We start from the raw sequence: 17,386 nt of genomic DNA on the forward strand, positions 1-17,386 counted from the left end.
CGACACCTCTACAGCCTATCCGAGCTGATCAAAATGTTTGATATAGGTTGAAAGATCCTTGTCCCCTCTGCCGGACAGACAGACAATAAAGACGTCGTCTGCATTGTATTCCAGATGGTCCAGCGCGGCAAAAGCATGCGCGGTTTCCAGGGCGGGAATGATACCTTCTTTACGGGCCAGGAAGAAAGCCGCTTTCAGGGCCGCTTCGTCCGTAATGCTGATCGCTTCGGCCCGCCCGGAATCGATCAGGTGAGCGTGCAACGGACCAATACCCGGGTAATCCAGTCCGGCCGAGATCGAGTACGGCTCCACGATCTGTCCGTCCGGGGTCTGCATTAGCAGCGTCCGGCTACCGTGAATTATGCCCTTGGTACCCAGTACGCTCGTAGCCGCAGAATGACCACTGTCAATACCGTGACCTGCAGCTTCCACCGCAACGAGGCGGACCTCCGGATCATTCAGATAGTGGTAATAAGCTCCGGCGGCATTGCTCCCCCCACCTACACAGGCGATGATCCCGGAAGGATGCGAACTGCCGGTATGCTCTTCCAGTTGCCATTTCATCTCCTCGCTGATCACCGACTGGAAGCGGGCGACCATATCCGGGTAAGGATGCGGACCAACGACCGAACCAATGATGTAATGGGTATCAACCGGATTACTGATCCAGTCGCGGATAGCTTCGTTGGTGGCGTCCTTCAGCGTCTGGCTTCCACTCAGGGCCGGGCGAACTTCCGCGCCGAGCATCCGCATCCGCGATACGTTGGGAGCCTGGCGTTCAATGTCGATCGCTCCCATGTACACGATGCATTCGATGCCCATGAGTGCACAGACCGTGGCGGTGGCCACACCGTGTTGTCCGGCTCCGGTTTCGGCAATAATGCGGGTTTTCCCCAGCCTTTTGGCCATCAGTATCTGTCCGATCGTATTGTTGATCTTATGGGCACCCGTATGGTTCAGGTCCTCTCTTTTCAGATAGATGGTCATACCGTAGTGCTCGGATAGGCGTTCCGCCAGATACAGCGGAGACGGACGGCCTACATAGTCTTTCAAAAGACCGCGGAATTCTTTCTGGAATTCCTGATCTTCGGAGATCTCGAGGTAACAGCGCTGCAGTTCCTCCACATTCGGGTGCAACATCTCCGGGATGTAGGCCCCACCGAATTCTCCGTAATAACCTTTATCGTTGACTGCTATCATGATGATAATTTGATCTTTAAATGCGGTAATTTTTGTTGCGTCGGGCCGGGGGCCGACCTGATATCCGGATCCCGGATCATCCCTTCAGGGCCTTTACAAATTGTTCTACCTTATCGACATCCTTTTTGCCCGGTTCCAATTCGAAGCGACTGTTGATATCGACCCCTTCCAGTTGTTTGAAATTGAGTTTTCGGATCTCGTCCACCATGCTCAGGTCGATACCGCCGCTCAGCAGATACGGGGTCATACCCATGTATTTTTCCAGAATGGACCAGTCGAATCGTTGACCCGTGCCCCCGTATTCTTTGGCTTTGGTATCAAAAAGGAAGTAAGCGCACAGTCGCTCGTAAGCCTGGGTCTTGGTGAAATTAAAGGATTCATCCACCCGGAAAGCCTTGATGATCTGCGCGCTGCGCATCGAACTGATCGTCCAGTAGGTCTGCAGTTCGCGGCAGTATTCGGGGCTTTCGTCTCCGTGGAGTTGCACGTAATCCAGCCGGAAATCGTGGACGGCATTCAGGATCTGATCGACTTCGGCGTTGACGAATACGCCGACGCGGGCGATCCCTTCCAGTTCTTCATCGTTCTTTTCCAGCCATTGGGGCAAACCTTTTTTACCGACAAACCGCGGGGAATTGGGGTATAGAATAAATCCAATGAAGTCAATCGGCAACTGAGCGATCGCCAGAATATTTTCCGGTTCCCTCATCCCACATACTTTTATCTTCATAATCTTTGACTTGGTAGTTCACATTGGGTTTATCCCGACACGGATTCACCCAGTTCTTATGTAATTGCGTTTTTACTCAATTCTTCCAGTTTCCGGATGCGTTGTACGAACTCGCGGGCCCGCAGTTCGGGCTCATCCGCCTGCATGAAGTACTCCCCGATCAGAAAACCTTCGAAACCGGCTTCCTTGAGTTCTACGATAGAACGGGGATCATTGATTCCACTTTCCGAGATTTTTACCACCTGGTCCGGAATCGCCGGCAGGGCATCGATAGAATGCTGAATACTCACCGTAAAATCTTTCAGGTTGCGGTTGTTGACCCCAACCAGATCGATGTGTTCGCTGAGTTTCTCCAGCTGATCAGGTGAGTGTACTTCCATCAGTACTTCCAGTCCCAGTTCGTGGGCCGTGGCCGACAGGGCTTTTACCTCTGCCGCCGTAAGGCATTCGGCGATCAGCAGGATCACATCCGCACCGATCGAACGCGCCTCAATGATCTGGTATTCGTCGATAATGAAATCTTTACGCAGTATCGGACAGAAGTTGTTCTTCCGGGCTTCGGTAAGATCGGCATTTTTGCCACCGAAGAAATGTTCATCCGTCAGTACGGAAAGCGCCGAAGCTCCGGCCTGCATATAACCGATGGTCACCCGCTCCACCGAGGCGTATGGATTGATATCCCCTTTGGACGGAGAGCGTCGTTTGAATTCTGCGATGATACCGGACAGGTCCGGCCGGCGAATGTATTCGCGCATACTCACCGCAGGGGTATCAAAGTAGATACTCTGCTCCAGCAGTTTGACCGGATAGAGTTCTTTCCGTTTGGCAACTTCCCCTTTCTTGTGGGCAACTATTTTATCTAAAATATTCATGATCGTTTGCTTAGAACTTGCAGGTTACGACCGGTGGTTTCCCGCCGGTATGGGTGACTATTATTTCAATAATTTTTCCAGCGCCGCTTTCGCCCGGCCACTGCGAAGACTTTCCTCGGCTTCCGCCAGACAATCCTCGATGGATTGCTCCGGTTTCATGCTGTGGATGGCCATCCCCGCATTGGCCGTCACCACGGCAAACTGGGCGGGCGTTCCTTCATTGTTCAGTACGTTCCGGAAAATAGTGGCCGCTTCTTCGGCCGTATCACCGCCGTGCAGGTCCGCCTGGGTCAGTTTGGGCCGGCCGATGTCTTCCGGTTCCAGCAGTTTTTCCTGGTCCGGAGTACGCCACTTAAAGGCCCCGGTCAGGGAGATCTCATCGTACCCGTCCAGCGCATACACGATCGCGAAACGGCGGCCGCTCTGCTGCATGATGTACTGGTACATTCTGGACAACTCCAGACTGAAGGTGCCGAACAACTGATCCTGTGGTTGTACCGGATTGACCAGTGGGCCCAGCATATTGAAGAAAGTCTTCATGCCCAGCTGTTTACGCACCGGCACCACCTCTTTCATGGCCGGGTGGAACAAGGGTGCGTGCAGGAAACAGATACCGGCATCGTCCAGTTGACGGCGCAGGGTATCCTGGTCGTTCGTAAATTCGTACCCGAGGGACAAAAGTACGTCGGAAGATCCTACTGACGAAGATACGCCATAACTTCCATGTTTGGTGACCAAATAGCCGGCTCCCGCCAGTACCACGGCCGACAGCGTGGAAACATTGAAGGTGTTTTTTCCATCCCCTCCGGTCCCAACGATATCCATGGTTTCTCGGCCTTCCAGATCCAGCGGTACGCAGAGTTCGAGCATTGCATCGCGGAATCCCTGCAGTTCGCTCAGACTGACCGGTCGCATATTGAATACGGTAACAAATGCGGCGATCTGAATATGATTGTGTGCTCCCCGGGAAATGCTCAACAGCATCTCCCTGGCTTCTTCCCGGCTAAGCGTTTCGTGTTCAAACAGCCGGTTGAGTGTTGCTTTCATGATCATTGTTGGTTTTTCCTGTTTCGTTAAGCGCGGGCCAGTTCCGTGCCCTGCCGCTTGGCGGCATGCTCTAAAAAGTTTTCCAGCATTTTCATGCCCTGTGCGGTCATGATCGACTCGGGATGGAACTGTACGCCCCACACCTGGTGTTCGCGGTGCCGCATCGCCATGATCACGTCGTTTTCAGCCACGGCGGTAATTTCCAGGTCCGCAGGAAATCCTTCCCGGCTTACTACCCAGGAATGGTAGCGGCCCGCCTGGAAGTGCTTGTCAACACCCTGAAACAGCAGGTCATCTTCCACGATAATATCCACCGCCGTTTCGATGCCGTGGAAAACGTTGGTCAGGTTTTCCAGATCACCGCCGAAAGCTTCGCCGATGGCCTGGTGACCGAGGCAAACCCCAAGGATCTGCTTGGTCGGCGCGTAGCGCTTGATCAGTTCGGGCATGATCCCGGCTTCACTCGGCAGGCCGGGGCCGGGGGAAAGGATGATCACATCGTAGGCATCGACGGCGTCCAGGCTGATCTCATCGTTGCGGTATACATCAATGGATTGCCCGAGGATCTCCTGAATGTATTGTACAAGATTGTACGTAAAGGAGTCGTAATTGTCTAATACGAGAACTTTCATGATTTATATTTTTTCCGCTTCGATGAGCGCTTTCTTCAAGGCTCCGAGCTTGTTGTTAACTTCCTGCAATTCTTTTTCTTCCACACTGGCGGCCACGATACCCGCACCGGCCTGGGAATAAAGCGTGTTGTTCCAGCTCAGGAACGAACGGATCACGATCGCCTGGTTCATATCGCCTTTGAAGTCGATGAAGCCAAGGGCCCCACCGTAAAAACTACGGTTCTGATTTTCGTAGCGATCGATCAGTTCCATGGCCTTGTACTTGGGTGCGCCGGACAGCGTACCCGCCGGAAAGGTATCACCGAATACCTGGATCGGGTTGGTCGTCGGTCCCAGTTCTCCGGTCACCTTGGATACCAGGTGAATAACGTGGCTAAAGAACTGAATATCTTTCAGCGACTGTACTTTTACGTTCGTAGCGTGCCGGCCCAGGTCATTGCGGGCCAGGTCCACCAGCATGATGTGCTCGGCATTTTCCTTGGGATCCTTGGTCAGCTCATGAGCGCGTTGCGCATCTTCGATCTTGTCACCCGACCGTCGGTAGGTTCCCGCAATGGGGTTGACCTGCGCCACTTTGTTGTGGATGGCCATCTGGGTTTCCGGCGAAGAACCGAAGATCCGGTAACTACCGCAATCAAAATAAAAGAGATAAGGAGAAGGATTGATAGACCGCAATACCCGGTATACCTGGAAATCGTCGCCGCGGAACGACTGGGCAAACTGGCGAGCGAAAACGATCTGGAAAACATCCCCCAGCTGGCAGTGTTTTTTTCCCAGCGTCACCAGTTCCATAAATTCCTCATCCGTCAGGTTGCTGCGCTCCTCACCCTCGAGCCAGAACGGATGGGTAGCCAGTTTACGACTGCGGATAAGGGTCACGATCCGATCCATCTGGGAGATCTCCCCTTCAGGAATGTTCTCCAGAATGTGCAACTCGTCCTTGAAGTGATCGAAAACCAGCACAAAACGGTAAAAGGCGTAACGGATATCCGGAATGTCCATTTTCCGTTTTTCGGGATCAAATTTGAGGGTGTCGAAGTACTGCACCGCATCAAAGCCCGTATGGCCGAACAAGCCGTTAAAGCCGTGATAATCTTCCTCGTAGGTAATGTCGTACTGCTGCATGAAATCGTACAGGGCACGCGGGACCGTCTCCGTATCCACTACGGGCTGAAAGCTGGGCGCTTCGTGGTGCAATTCCACTTTGACCTGTCCGGCCTGCACCTGGAATAAGCCCAGGCGATCCAGTCCGATCATGGAATGACAATCCTCCTTGGAGCGGAAATCGTTGCTTTCCAGTAAAACCGGATCTGTGAAGTGATCCCGTACGTTGAGGAAGACCGTCACCGGCGTCAGCGTATCGGCCAGCAGGGTCCGGCTTTTGGTGGTGATCTTTATTTTTGTCTGGATGGGTGTTTCCATGATGGTGTCATTTCTTTTTTTTGTGAAAACAAAAGCGGCTTGCCGAGTGAATCGACAAGCCGCTTTTGGAACGTAAACTTATAGCAGTGTCATTTCACCCGGTACTCCGAACGATTGTGCCACCACCAGTTTTTTACATTCAAATGAAACATAAAGTGCTATAATTTTCGCGCAATATAAGAGCATTCTTTGCAATTTTCAAAACGAATCTTGAATTTTAATGCAAAATTCTCCAAACTAGTTCTTTCAGTAGCTCCCCTTCCGGCTTGCCGGTGCTGTTGTAATCCACCCCTTTCGATTTCAGGTCGTACTCCCGTAAAAGACTGATTGCCTTTTCCGTACGCGGAAAAGAGAAATTCCGGATAGCGGCCTTGTAATCGCGTAAAAAATAGGCGGAATGCAATTTCAGCGCACGCAGCTGATCCTGCTCGGAAGCATTTTTCAGGAAATGCAATTGATAGATCCGGCTGAAATAACCGTACAGAGAACCGATCACTACCGGCAGCGGATTGCGCTTGGGATTGGCCGAAAAATAATTCAGGATGCGGTTGGCCCTGAGGATATCCCGCTGGCCGAGCGCCCGCTGCAGTTCGAAAACATTGTAGTCTTTACTGATACCGATATTGGCCTCGATCTCCTTATTGCTAATCTTGGTACCGGGCGGCAGATTCAATACCAGTTTGTCCAGTTCGTTGACGACCTTAGCCAGGTCAGTTCCGACGTATTCCGCGATCAGATTTGCTGCTTCCTGACTGATCTCCAGCTTTTTCTTTTTCAGATAAGACTGGATCCATCCGGGCAGTTGATTATCGTATAAAGCCTTGGCTTCCAGGATCACCGCCTTGCTTTTCAGCGCCTTGCCCAACTTGGAGTTCATGTTGAAGCGCTTGTGCTTATGGGCGATCACCAGGATGGTGGATTCCAGTGGCTTTTCGATATACCCCTGCAGTTCCTTCAGGGTTTTCATCTCCTGGGCTTCCTTGAGGATCACTACCTGGTGACTGGACATCATTGGGAAACGACGGGCATTGTCTACCACCGTTTTGTGGTCCGTATCCTTCCCGTAAAGTACCGTCTGATTGAAAGACCGTTCGGATTCCGTCAGGATCTTGGTTTCCACGTATTGTACGACCTGATCAATGAAATAGCTCTCATTTCCGTGAAGGAAATAAACAGGCCGGTATTCCTTTTTTTTGAGGGAAATAATGATCTGGTCGGCGCTGAGACTCATCGTTTATGGCTTGCTTGGTGGTGAACGGCCGGTGAGGGCGGAAAGGTAATCGGCGGGCCGGTTTTATTCCCGCCGTCGGAAATGCAGAACGTCGGCGCGGGTATCACCCTTCCGACGTTCTGCGTTCCCTATGGTCCGGAATGCTTATTCTCTAACCAGTTCGAAGTCCGTCCGGCGGTTTTTAGCCCGGCCTTCAGCCGTATTGTTGCTGTCCACCGGATCATTAGGTCCGTTGCCGACAATGATGAAACGGGCCGGCTTCATCCCGTGTTCCGCGATCAGATAATCCGCAACTGCCTGCGCCCGACGCTCGGAAAGGCGAATATTGGAGGCTTCGTTGCCGACATTATCGGTATTACCTTCGATCCGGATGCGGGCATTACCGAATGCTTTGGCAATATCCACAAATTCCAGATCGATAATGTATTTCGCATTTTCGTCCAGTTGGTATTCCCCCGTACGGAAATTGATACTTACCCGCTTGGTGGCAATGGCTTCCTTAGCGGTACCTTCCGAAGCGGAAACCGTAGAGAAATCGGGGCCTTCTTCCGCCGCATTGTTGCCGGTGGCCTCCAGTTTGGCCTGCTGGACAAATTGCGGATAGGAGATCTGGCGCCAGTTCGGCACTCCGGATCCGGCCAGGCCAAGGGCCTGGTAGTCCTGGGTCATATTCAGATAGAGGTTCTCTCCGGTCACCCCGTTGAAATTCGAATTCAGACCGAAGAAATTGACATTGTCACCGTGGGTAACCAGGCGTACGTTGTCGATGGCGGTCGCGGCAAAATCACGCGGCACCCCAAGATCGGCGGTCAGAATGTCGATAGCTTTATCCTTAGCGGATTGTGAGTTGTTGATCTCCGCGGCACCGCGCATCCAGCCTTCGTACAATTTTTCCAGTTTTTCCCGGTTGTCCCGTACGTAGGCTTCCTTGGCGAAAAAGAAATCGGCAATAATGTTGGACGCTGAACGCGTACTTTCCAGGATGGTCGAACCGGTTACTGCTTTCAGACATTCTTCGTCATCCGGACTCCAGACAACCGCAGCGTCTACCTGCTGGCTCTTGAAAGCCGAGGCGGCATCGATGGCGCTACTCACTTCTACCAACTGTACATCGTCTACCGTCATACCGCCGGCGTCGAGCAACCAGAGCAGGAAGGAATGGGAAGGCGTCAACTGAGCAACGGCGATCTTTTTGCCGCGCAGGTCGCCCACATTCTTAATCCCGCGCCGGGCCACGATCGCGTCACCACCCCGGGACCAGTCTGCCTGCCAGAGTACTACCGGACTGAAATCTTCCAGTCCTTCAACAATGGTCGGGAAAGCATCGATCGTATACCAGTGCAGGTCCAGATCGCCATTTTTCCAGGCGTTCAGTGAATTATCGACATCGTCATTGAGTACGAATTCTACTTTCAGACCGTAGTCTTTATAGAAACGGGATTTGGTGCTGGCTTCGAAACCTTCGTTGAAGTACTGCCCACCGGCGTAACCGCCCCAGGTCACCACCCCGATCCGGATCACATCGTCGTCACCGGAAAGCGATTCGCCGGACTCGGAACTGTCGTCATCCGTTTTCACGACGGTGCCATCACCGAAAACACCGGCTTTTTGTAATTGAGTAAAACCAAAATACACCCCGGCTACAATGAGCAGGGTGATCAGAAATTTTGAAAATGTTGTGAGTCGCTTTGCCATTTTGAATTTATTAGGGTTGAGACCGGTGCCGCAAATACACCGATCCATAGGGTTTCAAAAAAATGGGTTTTCCGTATGGGAAAACCCGTTTTTTTATTCGAATAAGTTGTCGTACTGATTTCTACGGCCTTCCCGGATGGGTTCCTGGATCGGCGCGTCCAGATCAAGCACGTCTTCTTCGCTGTTGGCCTGCAACAGCAAATTATCTTTTTCTTCGCCCAGCAGCAGGGAAACGCCTTCTTTTTCCCATTTCTCCAGCATCCGCAGTCCTTCTTCCTCGAATATACCGTTCTGAAGATCCACCGAATCCATGAAGCTGGAGGACATCTCCATGAAGCGCTCCATTTCGCCAACCTTATTGGCAACATCCTCGGTGATGGATTCCATCGCCATATCGAACATGGCGCGTTTGTCGGGATCGCCGGAGATCACGCTCATGGCCGATTTCATGGCCGAGTGGCTGGTGTGAATGATCTTGCGCTCCTGTTCCTTCACCATTACCTGGTCCTGGATGTCTTCCATCAGCACCTGGGAATTCTCGTACATTTTGCTCAGTACCCGGTAGAGGACTTCCATCTTCCGGTAAAGGTCTTCCAAACGTACGTTGGATTCCTTCAGGCGGCCGGCTTTCCGGCTCTTCAGGATCATTACGGACTGCTTATTGGTGGCTTTGGCCTTACTGGCCATACTCAGGTTGCTCTGGATCTCTTTTTTGTTGTTGACGATGATCTCCTGCAACTTGTGCATCTGACCGCGCAGCTGACTGATCTGCTTGTTCATCTTGCGCAGATTGTCTTTCAGATCATCCACATAGGATTTGAGGATACCGATGGGATCGATCTGAACGAACAGACCGGTTACCCAGCGCATAACGCTCTTGTACATGTACCATACCAGATTGCGCATCTTGGGATCGAGTACCATATAAACAATGGCGCCCAAAACCCCCAGCATGAGGGCCAGATAAAGCGTATTCTGAGCCAGTAAAAGCAGGGTTGGCATGGCGGTATACAACAGGAAACCGCCGCCGAGGACCAGAGCGGCCATAAAGATCATGCCGGTCACGCCTTCCGGGCGCTGCCAAAATGATTTGGGTTTTAAATCCGTTTGAGTACTCATTATAACTATTTAGTCATTTTATTTTCGGAAAATCCGGATAAGAAAAAGCGTGTGCAGCACCCGGGAGAACGCCCGGTGCTCAAAAGCAAATATAACAGATTGTAGCCAAACACAAGATCGTGATAAGGAGGTATTCAATGGTTTTTGAAATTACTTTAGGAATTTGCCCATTTTTTCAATATCTCCGCTGATCTTCTCCACGAGTGCGTTGTAAGAAGCGATAAAATTATTCTTGGTGCTTTCTACCTTTTGACTTGCGTCCTTGATCTCGTTCTTAAGCGCGGCCGATCTTTTCTGGTCGGCTTCGATCTCCTGCGTCAGTTTTTTGATCTGCTCGGCCTTAGCCTTGATATTTTCCTCCAGTTTACTGATCTCCTGATTTTTGGAGCCGATCTGTTTGGTGCGTTGGTGGGTCAGGGCTTCTTCGAATTTCTTCTCTTCGTTCTGGAGCACGCTGACGTAGTGTTCCGCCGTCTGGATTAGTTTTTCCGGGGTGGCGCCCATGGTCTGCGCCATAGCGAAAGCAGACTGAAAACGGGTCTGTTCGTCCATGGGCATTTTTTCCAGGGACTTCAGCGATTGCTTGTATTCCAGATAATCGAAACCGTCGAGGTTATTGGCTTCCATGGCTCTGAGCAGGATCTCCATAAATTTCTTGGTCACCTGTCCGGGATCTCCTGCTTTCGATTCGGTGACCGTTGCCTTGGCTGGAGGGGTGTTGGGTGCCGGTGCGTTCCCTTTTTCTGGCTTTGGAGCCTTTTTATTGTCGCTGCCTTCCACCTCTTCGATGAAAAGGGATTTCAAATTCTTGAACATAGATACTTTTTGATTGACCGGTTGACTCACAAAATAAGACAAAATGGTGTAATTCTCCAACTGGATCTTCAATTAGCAAATGTGCATTTTTTGTCTGCATTTGCGAATGAAAAACGATAAATAACCGATTTTTTAGGTTAAATGTGCTTTTGTAGGGGCTTTGTAGGGGGCATTTTTTTGATAAAAGGAGGTAGAGGAGCCATTTTTGTGGCTCGAAATCAAAATGAAGTGCCTGGGGTATCACGGAGCTTTGAGAAGTTATCCGAAACCTGAAAAAATCCCCTCTGATCTTCAAATCAGGATGAGGTGATATACTCAGGCACAAAATATAAAGCCGGTTCTCCCGGTCAAGATTTATTTGGGTTTTTAAGGAGAGAGTTTATTAGTCCCCGTCGGTTTGGCGGGGATTTTTTTTGCCCGCTCTCTTCCTCCCTGCCCCCAAAAGATCCCCAAATATCACAATTTTACAACAACTTTGCTTATTAACTTCCTAATGTCCCGGGGCATACATCCGGTATTCATTTGTGCAACTTATTGTAGAATATTCAGTTTCAATGTAAAACCCAAAAGACAATCAATATGAGATTTTTAATTGTTGCCCTTCTTTGTGTTTACCTGTTTCAGTTAACTGCCTGTGGCGGTAATGCCGATCACCGGCAAACGGCCGAAGTGGAACCGGATGATATCGTAAGCACAGCCGTGAGTCCGGCCCCGGAAACCGCTGCAGCGGAACAACCGGAGACAGCCGAAACCGTCGAGGCCACCTCTACCCCATCCGACACCCAGGCCAAACCGGTAAAGATCTCCCAGAAACGACAACTGAATGAAGCCCCGAAAACGCCTAAAGCGGATGACGCAGCGGTAAAAGCTGCTGACGAGCAGAAGGCATCGACCACGGAATCGGTAGAACCGGCTGCGACACCGGCCGAGACGCCGAAACAGCCGGAAGAGCCCGAGGCTACCGTGGCGGAAAAAGCGGCAACGGAACAGTCGGATACGGCCGAGCCCGGGCCGGTGGAAAAACCAGCCCCTGTAAAAGCGACCGGAGCGGACCACAGTCAATGGGATGCACTGCTGAAGCAATACGTTTCGGCCACGGGAAAAGTAAATTACGCCGGTTTTAAGCAGGATAAAACCAAATTGCAGGCCTATCTGGATGAACTGGCCGCTAACCCGGTGCAGGATAGCTGGAGCCGCACCGAAAAGATGGCTTACTGGATCAATGTCTATAATGCCTTTACCATCAAGTTAATCGTCGATAATTACCCCGTGACCAGTATTACCAAGCTCCACAACGGCAAACCCTGGGATGTAAAATGGATCAAACTTGGCAGTAAGACGTATTCCCTGAACGAAGTGGAGAACGATATCCTGCGTCCCAAATACAAAGACGCCCGCATCCATTTCGCCGTTAACTGCGCCGCAAAGTCCTGTCCGCCGCTACTGAACCGGGCCTGGACGAAAGATAATCTGGAAACCTATCTCGACAAGCAGACCAAAGCGTTTATCAATAATTCAAAGTACAATACCCTCAGCGCCAGAAAAGCCGAGGTCTCCAAGATATTTGAATGGTACGCCGCAGACTTTGGCCAATTAATTGAATTTTTGAATAAATATTCCGAAACTCGCATCAATAATGGCGCTACAGTCAATTACAAAGAATATGACTGGGCACTGAATAATTAACTTTGGTTGCGGTTTTAGGTGTTGTGTAAACGTTTCCCGGACAGGAAAAACCGGACAGGCCGATCGATACGGAGGCAATTGCTTATATCTCGCATTAGCCCATGATCGATCGCCCTAACACCGCCCCGGCCGGATTTTGAAAACTTTTAGCCACGTCTTCGCATCACCGTACTGTAAATCAGAATTATTTCATTGATCCATGCAGTTACCCGCATCTTTCCTCGCTCTGATGCAAGAGCTATTAGGCAGCGAGGCCGGAGATTTTTTTGAGGCCTTGTCGGCACCACATCCTACGAGCATCCGCTTCAATACTTTAAAAAATATTAACAGGTCAGAAAATTCTGACGGAGTAAAATGGTGTTCTGACGGAATATACTTGCCAGAGCGACCGGTCTTTACCCTGGATCCCCGTTTTCACGCGGGGGCCTATTACGTACAGGAAGCTTCCTCCATGCTGATCGGAGAAGCCGTCCGACAATTAGCAGATCTATCCGGCCCGTTGCGGGTACTGGACCTCTGTGCCGCTCCGGGAGGGAAAACAACCCATCTCGCGTCCATCCTTCCCGCGGGTAGTTTGCTGGTAGCCAACGAAGTGATCCGATCCCGTTATCAGGTTCTGGATTACAATCTGACCAAATGGGGGTCGGCAAACAAAATGGCCACTAGTCAGCAAGTGAATCAATTCCGGGGACTGAAATCCTTTTTTGACCTCATCCTGATCGATGCTCCCTGTTCCGGAGAGGGTATGTTCCGGAAAGATCCGCAGGCGATAGCAGAATGGTCGCCGGAAAATGTGGCCCGTTGCAGCGTCCGGCAACAGCAGATCCTGGCCGATGCCATCCCCATGCTGAAGCCGAACGGCCTCCTGTTGTACAGTACCTGCACTTATAATGATGCGGAAAACACCGACAATGCCGACTGGCTGCAGCAGGAATTCCCCCTAACTCCCCTACCGCTAAACCTGCCGGCCGACTGGGGGATTGCCGAAAGATCGATCGGTTACCAGTGTTATCCCCACCGGGTACGGGGAGAAGGATTTTACCTGGCCGCTTTTCAAAAATCCGGATCCGGATCCGGCAGTGGAAAAAGCAAAGGGGCCAAAAAATTTAAATACTATCAAGCGCTGTCCCGGGCCGGGCAGCAGGCTTTAAAGCGATTTATCCGACCGGATGCAGACCTCGTTTTTCTGGAAAGTGATAAAGGACAGATCATTGCCCTGCCCGAAGCTATCCGGGAGGATGCGCTCCAGATGAGCGCCTACTCTAAATATTTCAGAATGGGTACGCCGGTAGGAATTATAAAGGGAAAAGATCTGGTGCCCGATCCTGCCTTAGCCCTCTCTACCCTACTACATCCGGAATTTCCCAGGATTGAACTGGACCGGGAGCAGGCTATTCGGTTCCTGCGCAGAGAAGATCCGGTGGTTACGGGTCCTGCCGGCTGGCAGTTGGTCACCTTTGACGGCCTGCCGCTCGGCTGGGTTAAAGTGCTGAAGAATCGCGTCAACAACTACTATCCGAAAGAATGGCGGATCCGCATGAGCGTATGATCCCGTAAATTTTGACGATTTTTGGAATAATTTAAACACCTTTGCGGCTCATAAACGATTGGCATTATTTTGGAGCATCCGGAACATAAGCAACCGAAAAAGTATCTGCTGGTAGTGGGTGGCGCTACGGCCAGCGGTAAGACCGGATTTGCTATTCAACTGGCCCGGCATTTCCAAACGGAGATCGTTTCCGCCGACAGTCGGCAGTTTTACCGGGAAATGCAGATCGGCACCGCCAAACCCACTCCCGAAGAACTATCCGAAGCGCCGCACCACCTGATCGGTCATATCAGCATCGAAACTGCCTACAGTGTCGGCGACTACGAACAGGAGGCCCTCCGATTACTGGATGATCTGTATGAGAAGCATAAAGTAGTGATCCTCTGTGGCGGTTCCGGCCTATTTATCAAGGCTTTATGTGAAGGGCTGGACCAATTCCCGGAAGTTCCGGCAGAGATCACTGCAGAATTACAGGCAGCGTACGAAGAACATGGATTGGCCTTTCTCCAATCCGAACTTCAGGCCGCTGATCCGGAGTATTACGGGGAGGTAGACCAGCAAAATCCCCGACGCCTCCTGCGGGCGCTTTCAGTGATCCGGGCCTCCGGAAAACCTTTTTCTTCCTTTCGGAAGCAGCAACCGAAGTCACGGGATTTCACGCCGGTCTATCTGCAAATTGACTGGCCGCGGGAACAGTTGTACGCCAGGATCAATCAGCGGGTAGATCTTATGCTGGCTGCGGGTCTGGTTGAAGAAGCCCGGCAATTGTACGCTTACCGGCACCTCCAGGCGCTGCAGACCGTAGGGTACCAAGAACTTTTTGACCACTTCAGTGGTTTGATTAGTCTCGAAGAAGCGGTGGAACTCATCAAAAGGAACAGTCGCCGCTACGCCAAACGTCAGTTGACCTGGTTCCGACGCGACGGCTTCTGGGAAAAATTTCACCCCGACGATCTCCAAAAGGCCCTCCATTACATTGGCCAAAAAATCGAAGGATAATTCATGCAGTTCTTTATTCATAATTTTCGCCGTTACGCTCAACTCGATCGTAGCGTGCGCAACGCTATTGCCGCTCAGTTTTTCGTTCAGTCCATCAATACGTCTTTCTTTCTGCTGCTCAATTACTATATGACCGATGAGGGGTATGCGGATTACCGGATCGCCGATGTACTCTCCTACCGTTTTCTTTCGGTATTCTGCCTTGCATTCCCACTGGGTCTGCTGATCAAAGGGCGCCGCCTTCGGCCCTTTTTCCTGATCTCGACCGCCCTGCTACCGATATTTTCCTTTCTGATCATCTGGTCGGTGGGGCAGCACTACGATCAGCTGCTGGATTTTGCGGCTATGATCTGGGGGGCCGCCTATATGTGTATGCAGATCACCATTCTGCCCTATATTCTGCTCAATGCCAAACCCAGCCATCACTCGGAGGCGATTGCCCTGTCTTTTGTCTCCTTTAGCGTAACGATTTGTCTGGTGGGGATCAGCCACGCGCTGCTGACCTGGATACTACCGGGTTTGATCAGTGAAGAATCGACGCTTAAGGGCGTGGCCGGGCTGGCCTTTCTCGGCGTTTATTTTGCCTACCGGGTATCCCCTCAGGAAAAACTGACCGAAAAGGTACCGCTCCGGAAGATCGCCGCCGATTACGACTGGGGACTGATTTTCAGAGCGGTGATTCCGACCATCATCATTGCGATCGGTGCCGGTTTTACCATTCCGGTGATCAACCTGTTCTTTTACCATATTCACGGCATTCCGGCGGAGGTCTTTTCGATCATGGGTTCAGCTACTTTCTTACTGGTAGCGATGGTTATGATCTTTATGCCCGTGATCCGCCGGAATTTCGGTTATACGGTAGCCATTACCGGTTTTCAATCCGTAGCGGTACTGCTTTTGCTGGGTCTGGCTACCACCGAGTGGTACCGGGAATGGGAATTTGCGGCGGTTGCGGCAGCATTGTTCTACATCTTCCGGCAACCACTGATGAATGCCGCCGGGCCGATGACGTCGGAACTGGTCATGTACTACGTAGGGCCGCGTAATCAGGAGATCATTGCGGCCCTCAATGCTTCCATCTGGTCGGGAAGCTGGTTTGTCTCAACCAGTTTGTTCAGTATGCTACGCAGAATGGAATTCCGCTATGTCAGTATCTTTTTGATCACGGTGATCTTTTACGTCATCGGTATTGTCTGGTACGCCCGGCTGATCCGTTCTTACCGCATCCGAACGGGTAAGACCGGGAAGGCCTGAAACTCCTTAGCAACGTCCGTTCAGTGCGACCAGCATACCGCCCGGGCCATCGGGGAAGATCCGCATGACCGGCACGCCGTCGCCCCAGGGCACGGTAACCTTTTTCCAGGTTTTATCGGTGGGCTTCAATTGGTAAATGCTTCCCTTGTAGCCAATCCAGAGGGTATTGCCGGAGGAGGACAGCGCAAAACTATGCTGGCCAATTTCGGGCAGCCCGGCAGATCCATTCGACCAGGTTTTATCCTGGGGGCCTTTCTTCAGCAGGCCGTCCCGCATGGTCAGCACATAAAGCGTATTGTTCACCTTTCTGACCGTATGTACTTCTACTCCTTCCAGGATATGGTTCCAGGTTTTGCCGCGATCAGTCGATTCGAACACCCCGATCGGCGTTGCAGCGTACAGCGATGATCCCTGAACGATCAGTTCATCCGCCTGGATGCCGCTCTTTACTTTCATCCAGGTCTGACCGTTATTCCAACTGGTATAGATCCCGGTTCCGGTACCGATAAATACGAGTTGGTCATAGGTAATTATGGAGTTTACCTCCAGGTCGAACAGGCCGAGATTGCGTTCCCGCCAGGTTTTACCCTGATCCAGGGATACGAGAATACCGGCCCGCCAGGGCGCCGCCAGCAGCGTGTTGCCGTTGCGGGCAATTGCTTTGAGCTTCGGGGGAAGATTTTTTCCGATGGGTTTCCAGTCGAGACCATTCGTGGATTCGAACAATCCGTTCTCATTCGTGGCCGCCAGTATCTTTCCATCAAAAGTGAGCAGGTCGTTAACCAGGACGTTGGCGGGCAGACCAGCGGTTGCCGTACTCCAGTTTGCTCCCTGATCTTTTGAATGATAGAGAAATCCGGCCTGCTGGGCCCATGCTCCGTTTGTCAGGGACATACCCAGGATCAGGAAAAAAAATGCGCTTACCACCTTCATATACTATTTACGATTTAAAATTCTTGAAGTAATCCTCCAAAGTTAGCCCTTCGGGTCCTGGTACGATTAAATTCGAAGTAAAAGAGTTTAAACGAAATGTAAAAGATGATTTTTCGGCCCTAAATTGCAATCGGTCAGTTGCAGGCCCGGATCCATTTCCGATACTTACAACTGACCGATCCTGATGGGCAAAGCCTCATT

At 51.4% G+C, this 17,386-nt stretch carries 15 protein-coding genes; 4 read left to right on the forward strand and 11 right to left on the reverse strand.

Annotated elements, in window-relative coordinates; genetic code table 11:
* Positions 1 to 15: 15 nt before the first annotated feature.
* From trpB to CRP01_RS00970, 10 genes are all read right to left on the reverse strand, one after another.
* Positions 16 to 1,200, reverse strand: coding sequence for a tryptophan synthase subunit beta (gene trpB / locus CRP01_RS00925; protein WP_185154545.1), 1,185 nt, complete (start codon positions 1,198 to 1,200; stop codon positions 16 to 18).
* A gap of 76 nt (positions 1,201 to 1,276) precedes the next feature.
* The gene (locus tag CRP01_RS00930; RefSeq protein ID WP_099148099.1) at positions 1,277 to 1,930 is read right to left on the reverse strand and encodes a phosphoribosylanthranilate isomerase; all 654 of its coding nucleotides are present in this window, start codon (positions 1,928 to 1,930) and stop codon (positions 1,277 to 1,279) included.
* A gap of 56 nt (positions 1,931 to 1,986) precedes the next feature.
* A complete protein-coding gene (trpC, locus tag CRP01_RS00935; protein ID WP_099148100.1) occupies positions 1,987 to 2,802 on the reverse strand; it encodes an indole-3-glycerol phosphate synthase TrpC in 816 nt (271 codons plus the stop codon).
* Positions 2,803 to 2,862: 60 nt separating this feature from the next.
* Positions 2,863 to 3,849, reverse strand: coding sequence for an anthranilate phosphoribosyltransferase (gene trpD / locus CRP01_RS00940; RefSeq protein ID WP_099148292.1), 987 nt, complete (start codon positions 3,847 to 3,849; stop codon positions 2,863 to 2,865).
* A gap of 26 nt (positions 3,850 to 3,875) precedes the next feature.
* The gene (locus CRP01_RS00945; RefSeq protein ID WP_099148101.1) at positions 3,876 to 4,481 is read right to left on the reverse strand and encodes an anthranilate synthase component II; all 606 of its coding nucleotides are present in this window, start codon (positions 4,479 to 4,481) and stop codon (positions 3,876 to 3,878) included.
* 3 nt (positions 4,482 to 4,484) lie between these two features.
* Positions 4,485 to 5,903 (reverse strand): anthranilate synthase component I family protein, encoded by a 1,419-nt coding sequence (locus tag CRP01_RS00950; RefSeq protein WP_099148102.1) that lies wholly within the window; start codon positions 5,901 to 5,903, stop codon positions 4,485 to 4,487.
* 217 nt (positions 5,904 to 6,120) lie between these two features.
* Positions 6,121 to 7,134 (reverse strand): DNA polymerase III subunit delta, encoded by a 1,014-nt coding sequence (holA, locus tag CRP01_RS00955; RefSeq protein ID WP_099148103.1) that lies wholly within the window; start codon positions 7,132 to 7,134, stop codon positions 6,121 to 6,123.
* 144 nt (positions 7,135 to 7,278) lie between these two features.
* Positions 7,279 to 8,829 (reverse strand): phosphate ABC transporter substrate-binding/OmpA family protein, encoded by a 1,551-nt coding sequence (locus CRP01_RS00960; RefSeq protein ID WP_099148293.1) that lies wholly within the window; start codon positions 8,827 to 8,829, stop codon positions 7,279 to 7,281.
* Positions 8,830 to 8,922: 93 nt separating this feature from the next.
* On the reverse strand, positions 8,923 to 9,948 hold the full coding sequence (locus tag CRP01_RS00965) for a hypothetical protein (RefSeq protein WP_099148104.1): 1,026 nt from the start codon (positions 9,946 to 9,948) through the stop codon (positions 8,923 to 8,925).
* A 150-nt stretch (positions 9,949 to 10,098) separates the two neighbouring features.
* Positions 10,099 to 10,764, reverse strand: a complete 666-nt coding sequence (locus CRP01_RS00970; protein WP_143473219.1) for a coiled-coil domain-containing protein — start codon at positions 10,762 to 10,764, stop codon at positions 10,099 to 10,101.
* Between the two features lie 579 nt (positions 10,765 to 11,343).
* On the opposite strand from CRP01_RS00970, the gene CRP01_RS00975 reads away from it, so the two are divergent.
* The 4 genes from CRP01_RS00975 to CRP01_RS00990 all read left to right on the forward strand — a co-directional run bounded on the left by CRP01_RS00975 (position 11,344) and on the right by CRP01_RS00990 (position 16,252).
* The gene (locus CRP01_RS00975) at positions 11,344 to 12,450 is read left to right on the forward strand and encodes a DUF547 domain-containing protein (RefSeq protein WP_099148106.1); all 1,107 of its coding nucleotides are present in this window, start codon (positions 11,344 to 11,346) and stop codon (positions 12,448 to 12,450) included.
* A gap of 199 nt (positions 12,451 to 12,649) precedes the next feature.
* Positions 12,650 to 13,999, forward strand: a complete 1,350-nt coding sequence (locus tag CRP01_RS00980; RefSeq protein WP_099148107.1) for a methyltransferase RsmF C-terminal domain-like protein — start codon at positions 12,650 to 12,652, stop codon at positions 13,997 to 13,999.
* Positions 14,000 to 14,068: 69 nt separating this feature from the next.
* The gene (gene miaA / locus CRP01_RS00985) at positions 14,069 to 14,998 is read left to right on the forward strand and encodes a tRNA (adenosine(37)-N6)-dimethylallyltransferase MiaA (RefSeq protein ID WP_233752606.1); all 930 of its coding nucleotides are present in this window, start codon (positions 14,069 to 14,071) and stop codon (positions 14,996 to 14,998) included.
* Positions 14,999 to 15,001: 3 nt separating this feature from the next.
* Complete coding sequence (locus tag CRP01_RS00990; protein WP_099148109.1) at positions 15,002 to 16,252, forward strand: MFS transporter; 1,251 nt, start codon at positions 15,002 to 15,004, stop codon at positions 16,250 to 16,252.
* A gap of 6 nt (positions 16,253 to 16,258) precedes the next feature.
* Here CRP01_RS00990 and CRP01_RS00995 read toward each other — a convergent pair whose 3' ends face one another.
* Positions 16,259 to 17,185, reverse strand: coding sequence for a sialidase family protein (locus CRP01_RS00995; protein ID WP_099148110.1), 927 nt, complete (start codon positions 17,183 to 17,185; stop codon positions 16,259 to 16,261).
* Positions 17,186 to 17,386: the final 201 nt, after the last annotated feature.

This window comes from Flavilitoribacter nigricans DSM 23189 = NBRC 102662, assembly GCF_002646595.1.
GTDB lineage: Bacteria > Bacteroidota > Bacteroidia > Chitinophagales > Saprospiraceae > Flavilitoribacter > Flavilitoribacter nigricans.

Bases quoted from the DNA above. Each gene is read 5' to 3' on its own strand.
- CRP01_RS00990 (WP_099148109.1), top strand. From the start codon at position 15,002: ATGCAGTTCTTTATTCATAATTTTCGCCGTTACGCTCAACTCGATCGT.
- trpC (WP_099148100.1), bottom strand. From the start codon at position 2,802: ATGAATATTTTAGATAAAATAGTTGCCCACAAGAAAGGGGAAGTTGCC.
- trpB (WP_185154545.1), bottom strand. From the start codon at position 1,200: ATGATAGCAGTCAACGATAAAGGTTATTACGGAGAATTCGGTGGGGCC.
- CRP01_RS00975 (WP_099148106.1), top strand. From the start codon at position 11,344: ATGAGATTTTTAATTGTTGCCCTTCTTTGTGTTTACCTGTTTCAGTTA.
- CRP01_RS00980 (WP_099148107.1), top strand. From the start codon at position 12,650: ATGCAGTTACCCGCATCTTTCCTCGCTCTGATGCAAGAGCTATTAGGC.
- CRP01_RS00950 (WP_099148102.1), bottom strand. From the start codon at position 5,903: ATGGAAACACCCATCCAGACAAAAATAAAGATCACCACCAAAAGCCGG.
- CRP01_RS00965 (WP_099148104.1), bottom strand. From the start codon at position 9,948: ATGAGTACTCAAACGGATTTAAAACCCAAATCATTTTGGCAGCGCCCG.
- trpD (WP_099148292.1), bottom strand. From the start codon at position 3,849: ATGAAAGCAACACTCAACCGGCTGTTTGAACACGAAACGCTTAGCCGG.
- CRP01_RS00945 (WP_099148101.1), bottom strand. From the start codon at position 4,481: ATGAAAGTTCTCGTATTAGACAATTACGACTCCTTTACGTACAATCTT.
- CRP01_RS00930 (WP_099148099.1), bottom strand. From the start codon at position 1,930: ATGAAGATAAAAGTATGTGGGATGAGGGAACCGGAAAATATTCTGGCG.
- CRP01_RS00995 (WP_099148110.1), bottom strand. From the start codon at position 17,185: ATGAAGGTGGTAAGCGCATTTTTTTTCCTGATCCTGGGTATGTCCCTG.
- holA (WP_099148103.1), bottom strand. From the start codon at position 7,134: ATGAGTCTCAGCGCCGACCAGATCATTATTTCCCTCAAAAAAAAGGAA.
- CRP01_RS00960 (WP_099148293.1), bottom strand. From the start codon at position 8,829: ATGGCAAAGCGACTCACAACATTTTCAAAATTTCTGATCACCCTGCTC.
- CRP01_RS00970 (WP_143473219.1), bottom strand. From the start codon at position 10,764: ATGTTCAAGAATTTGAAATCCCTTTTCATCGAAGAGGTGGAAGGCAGC.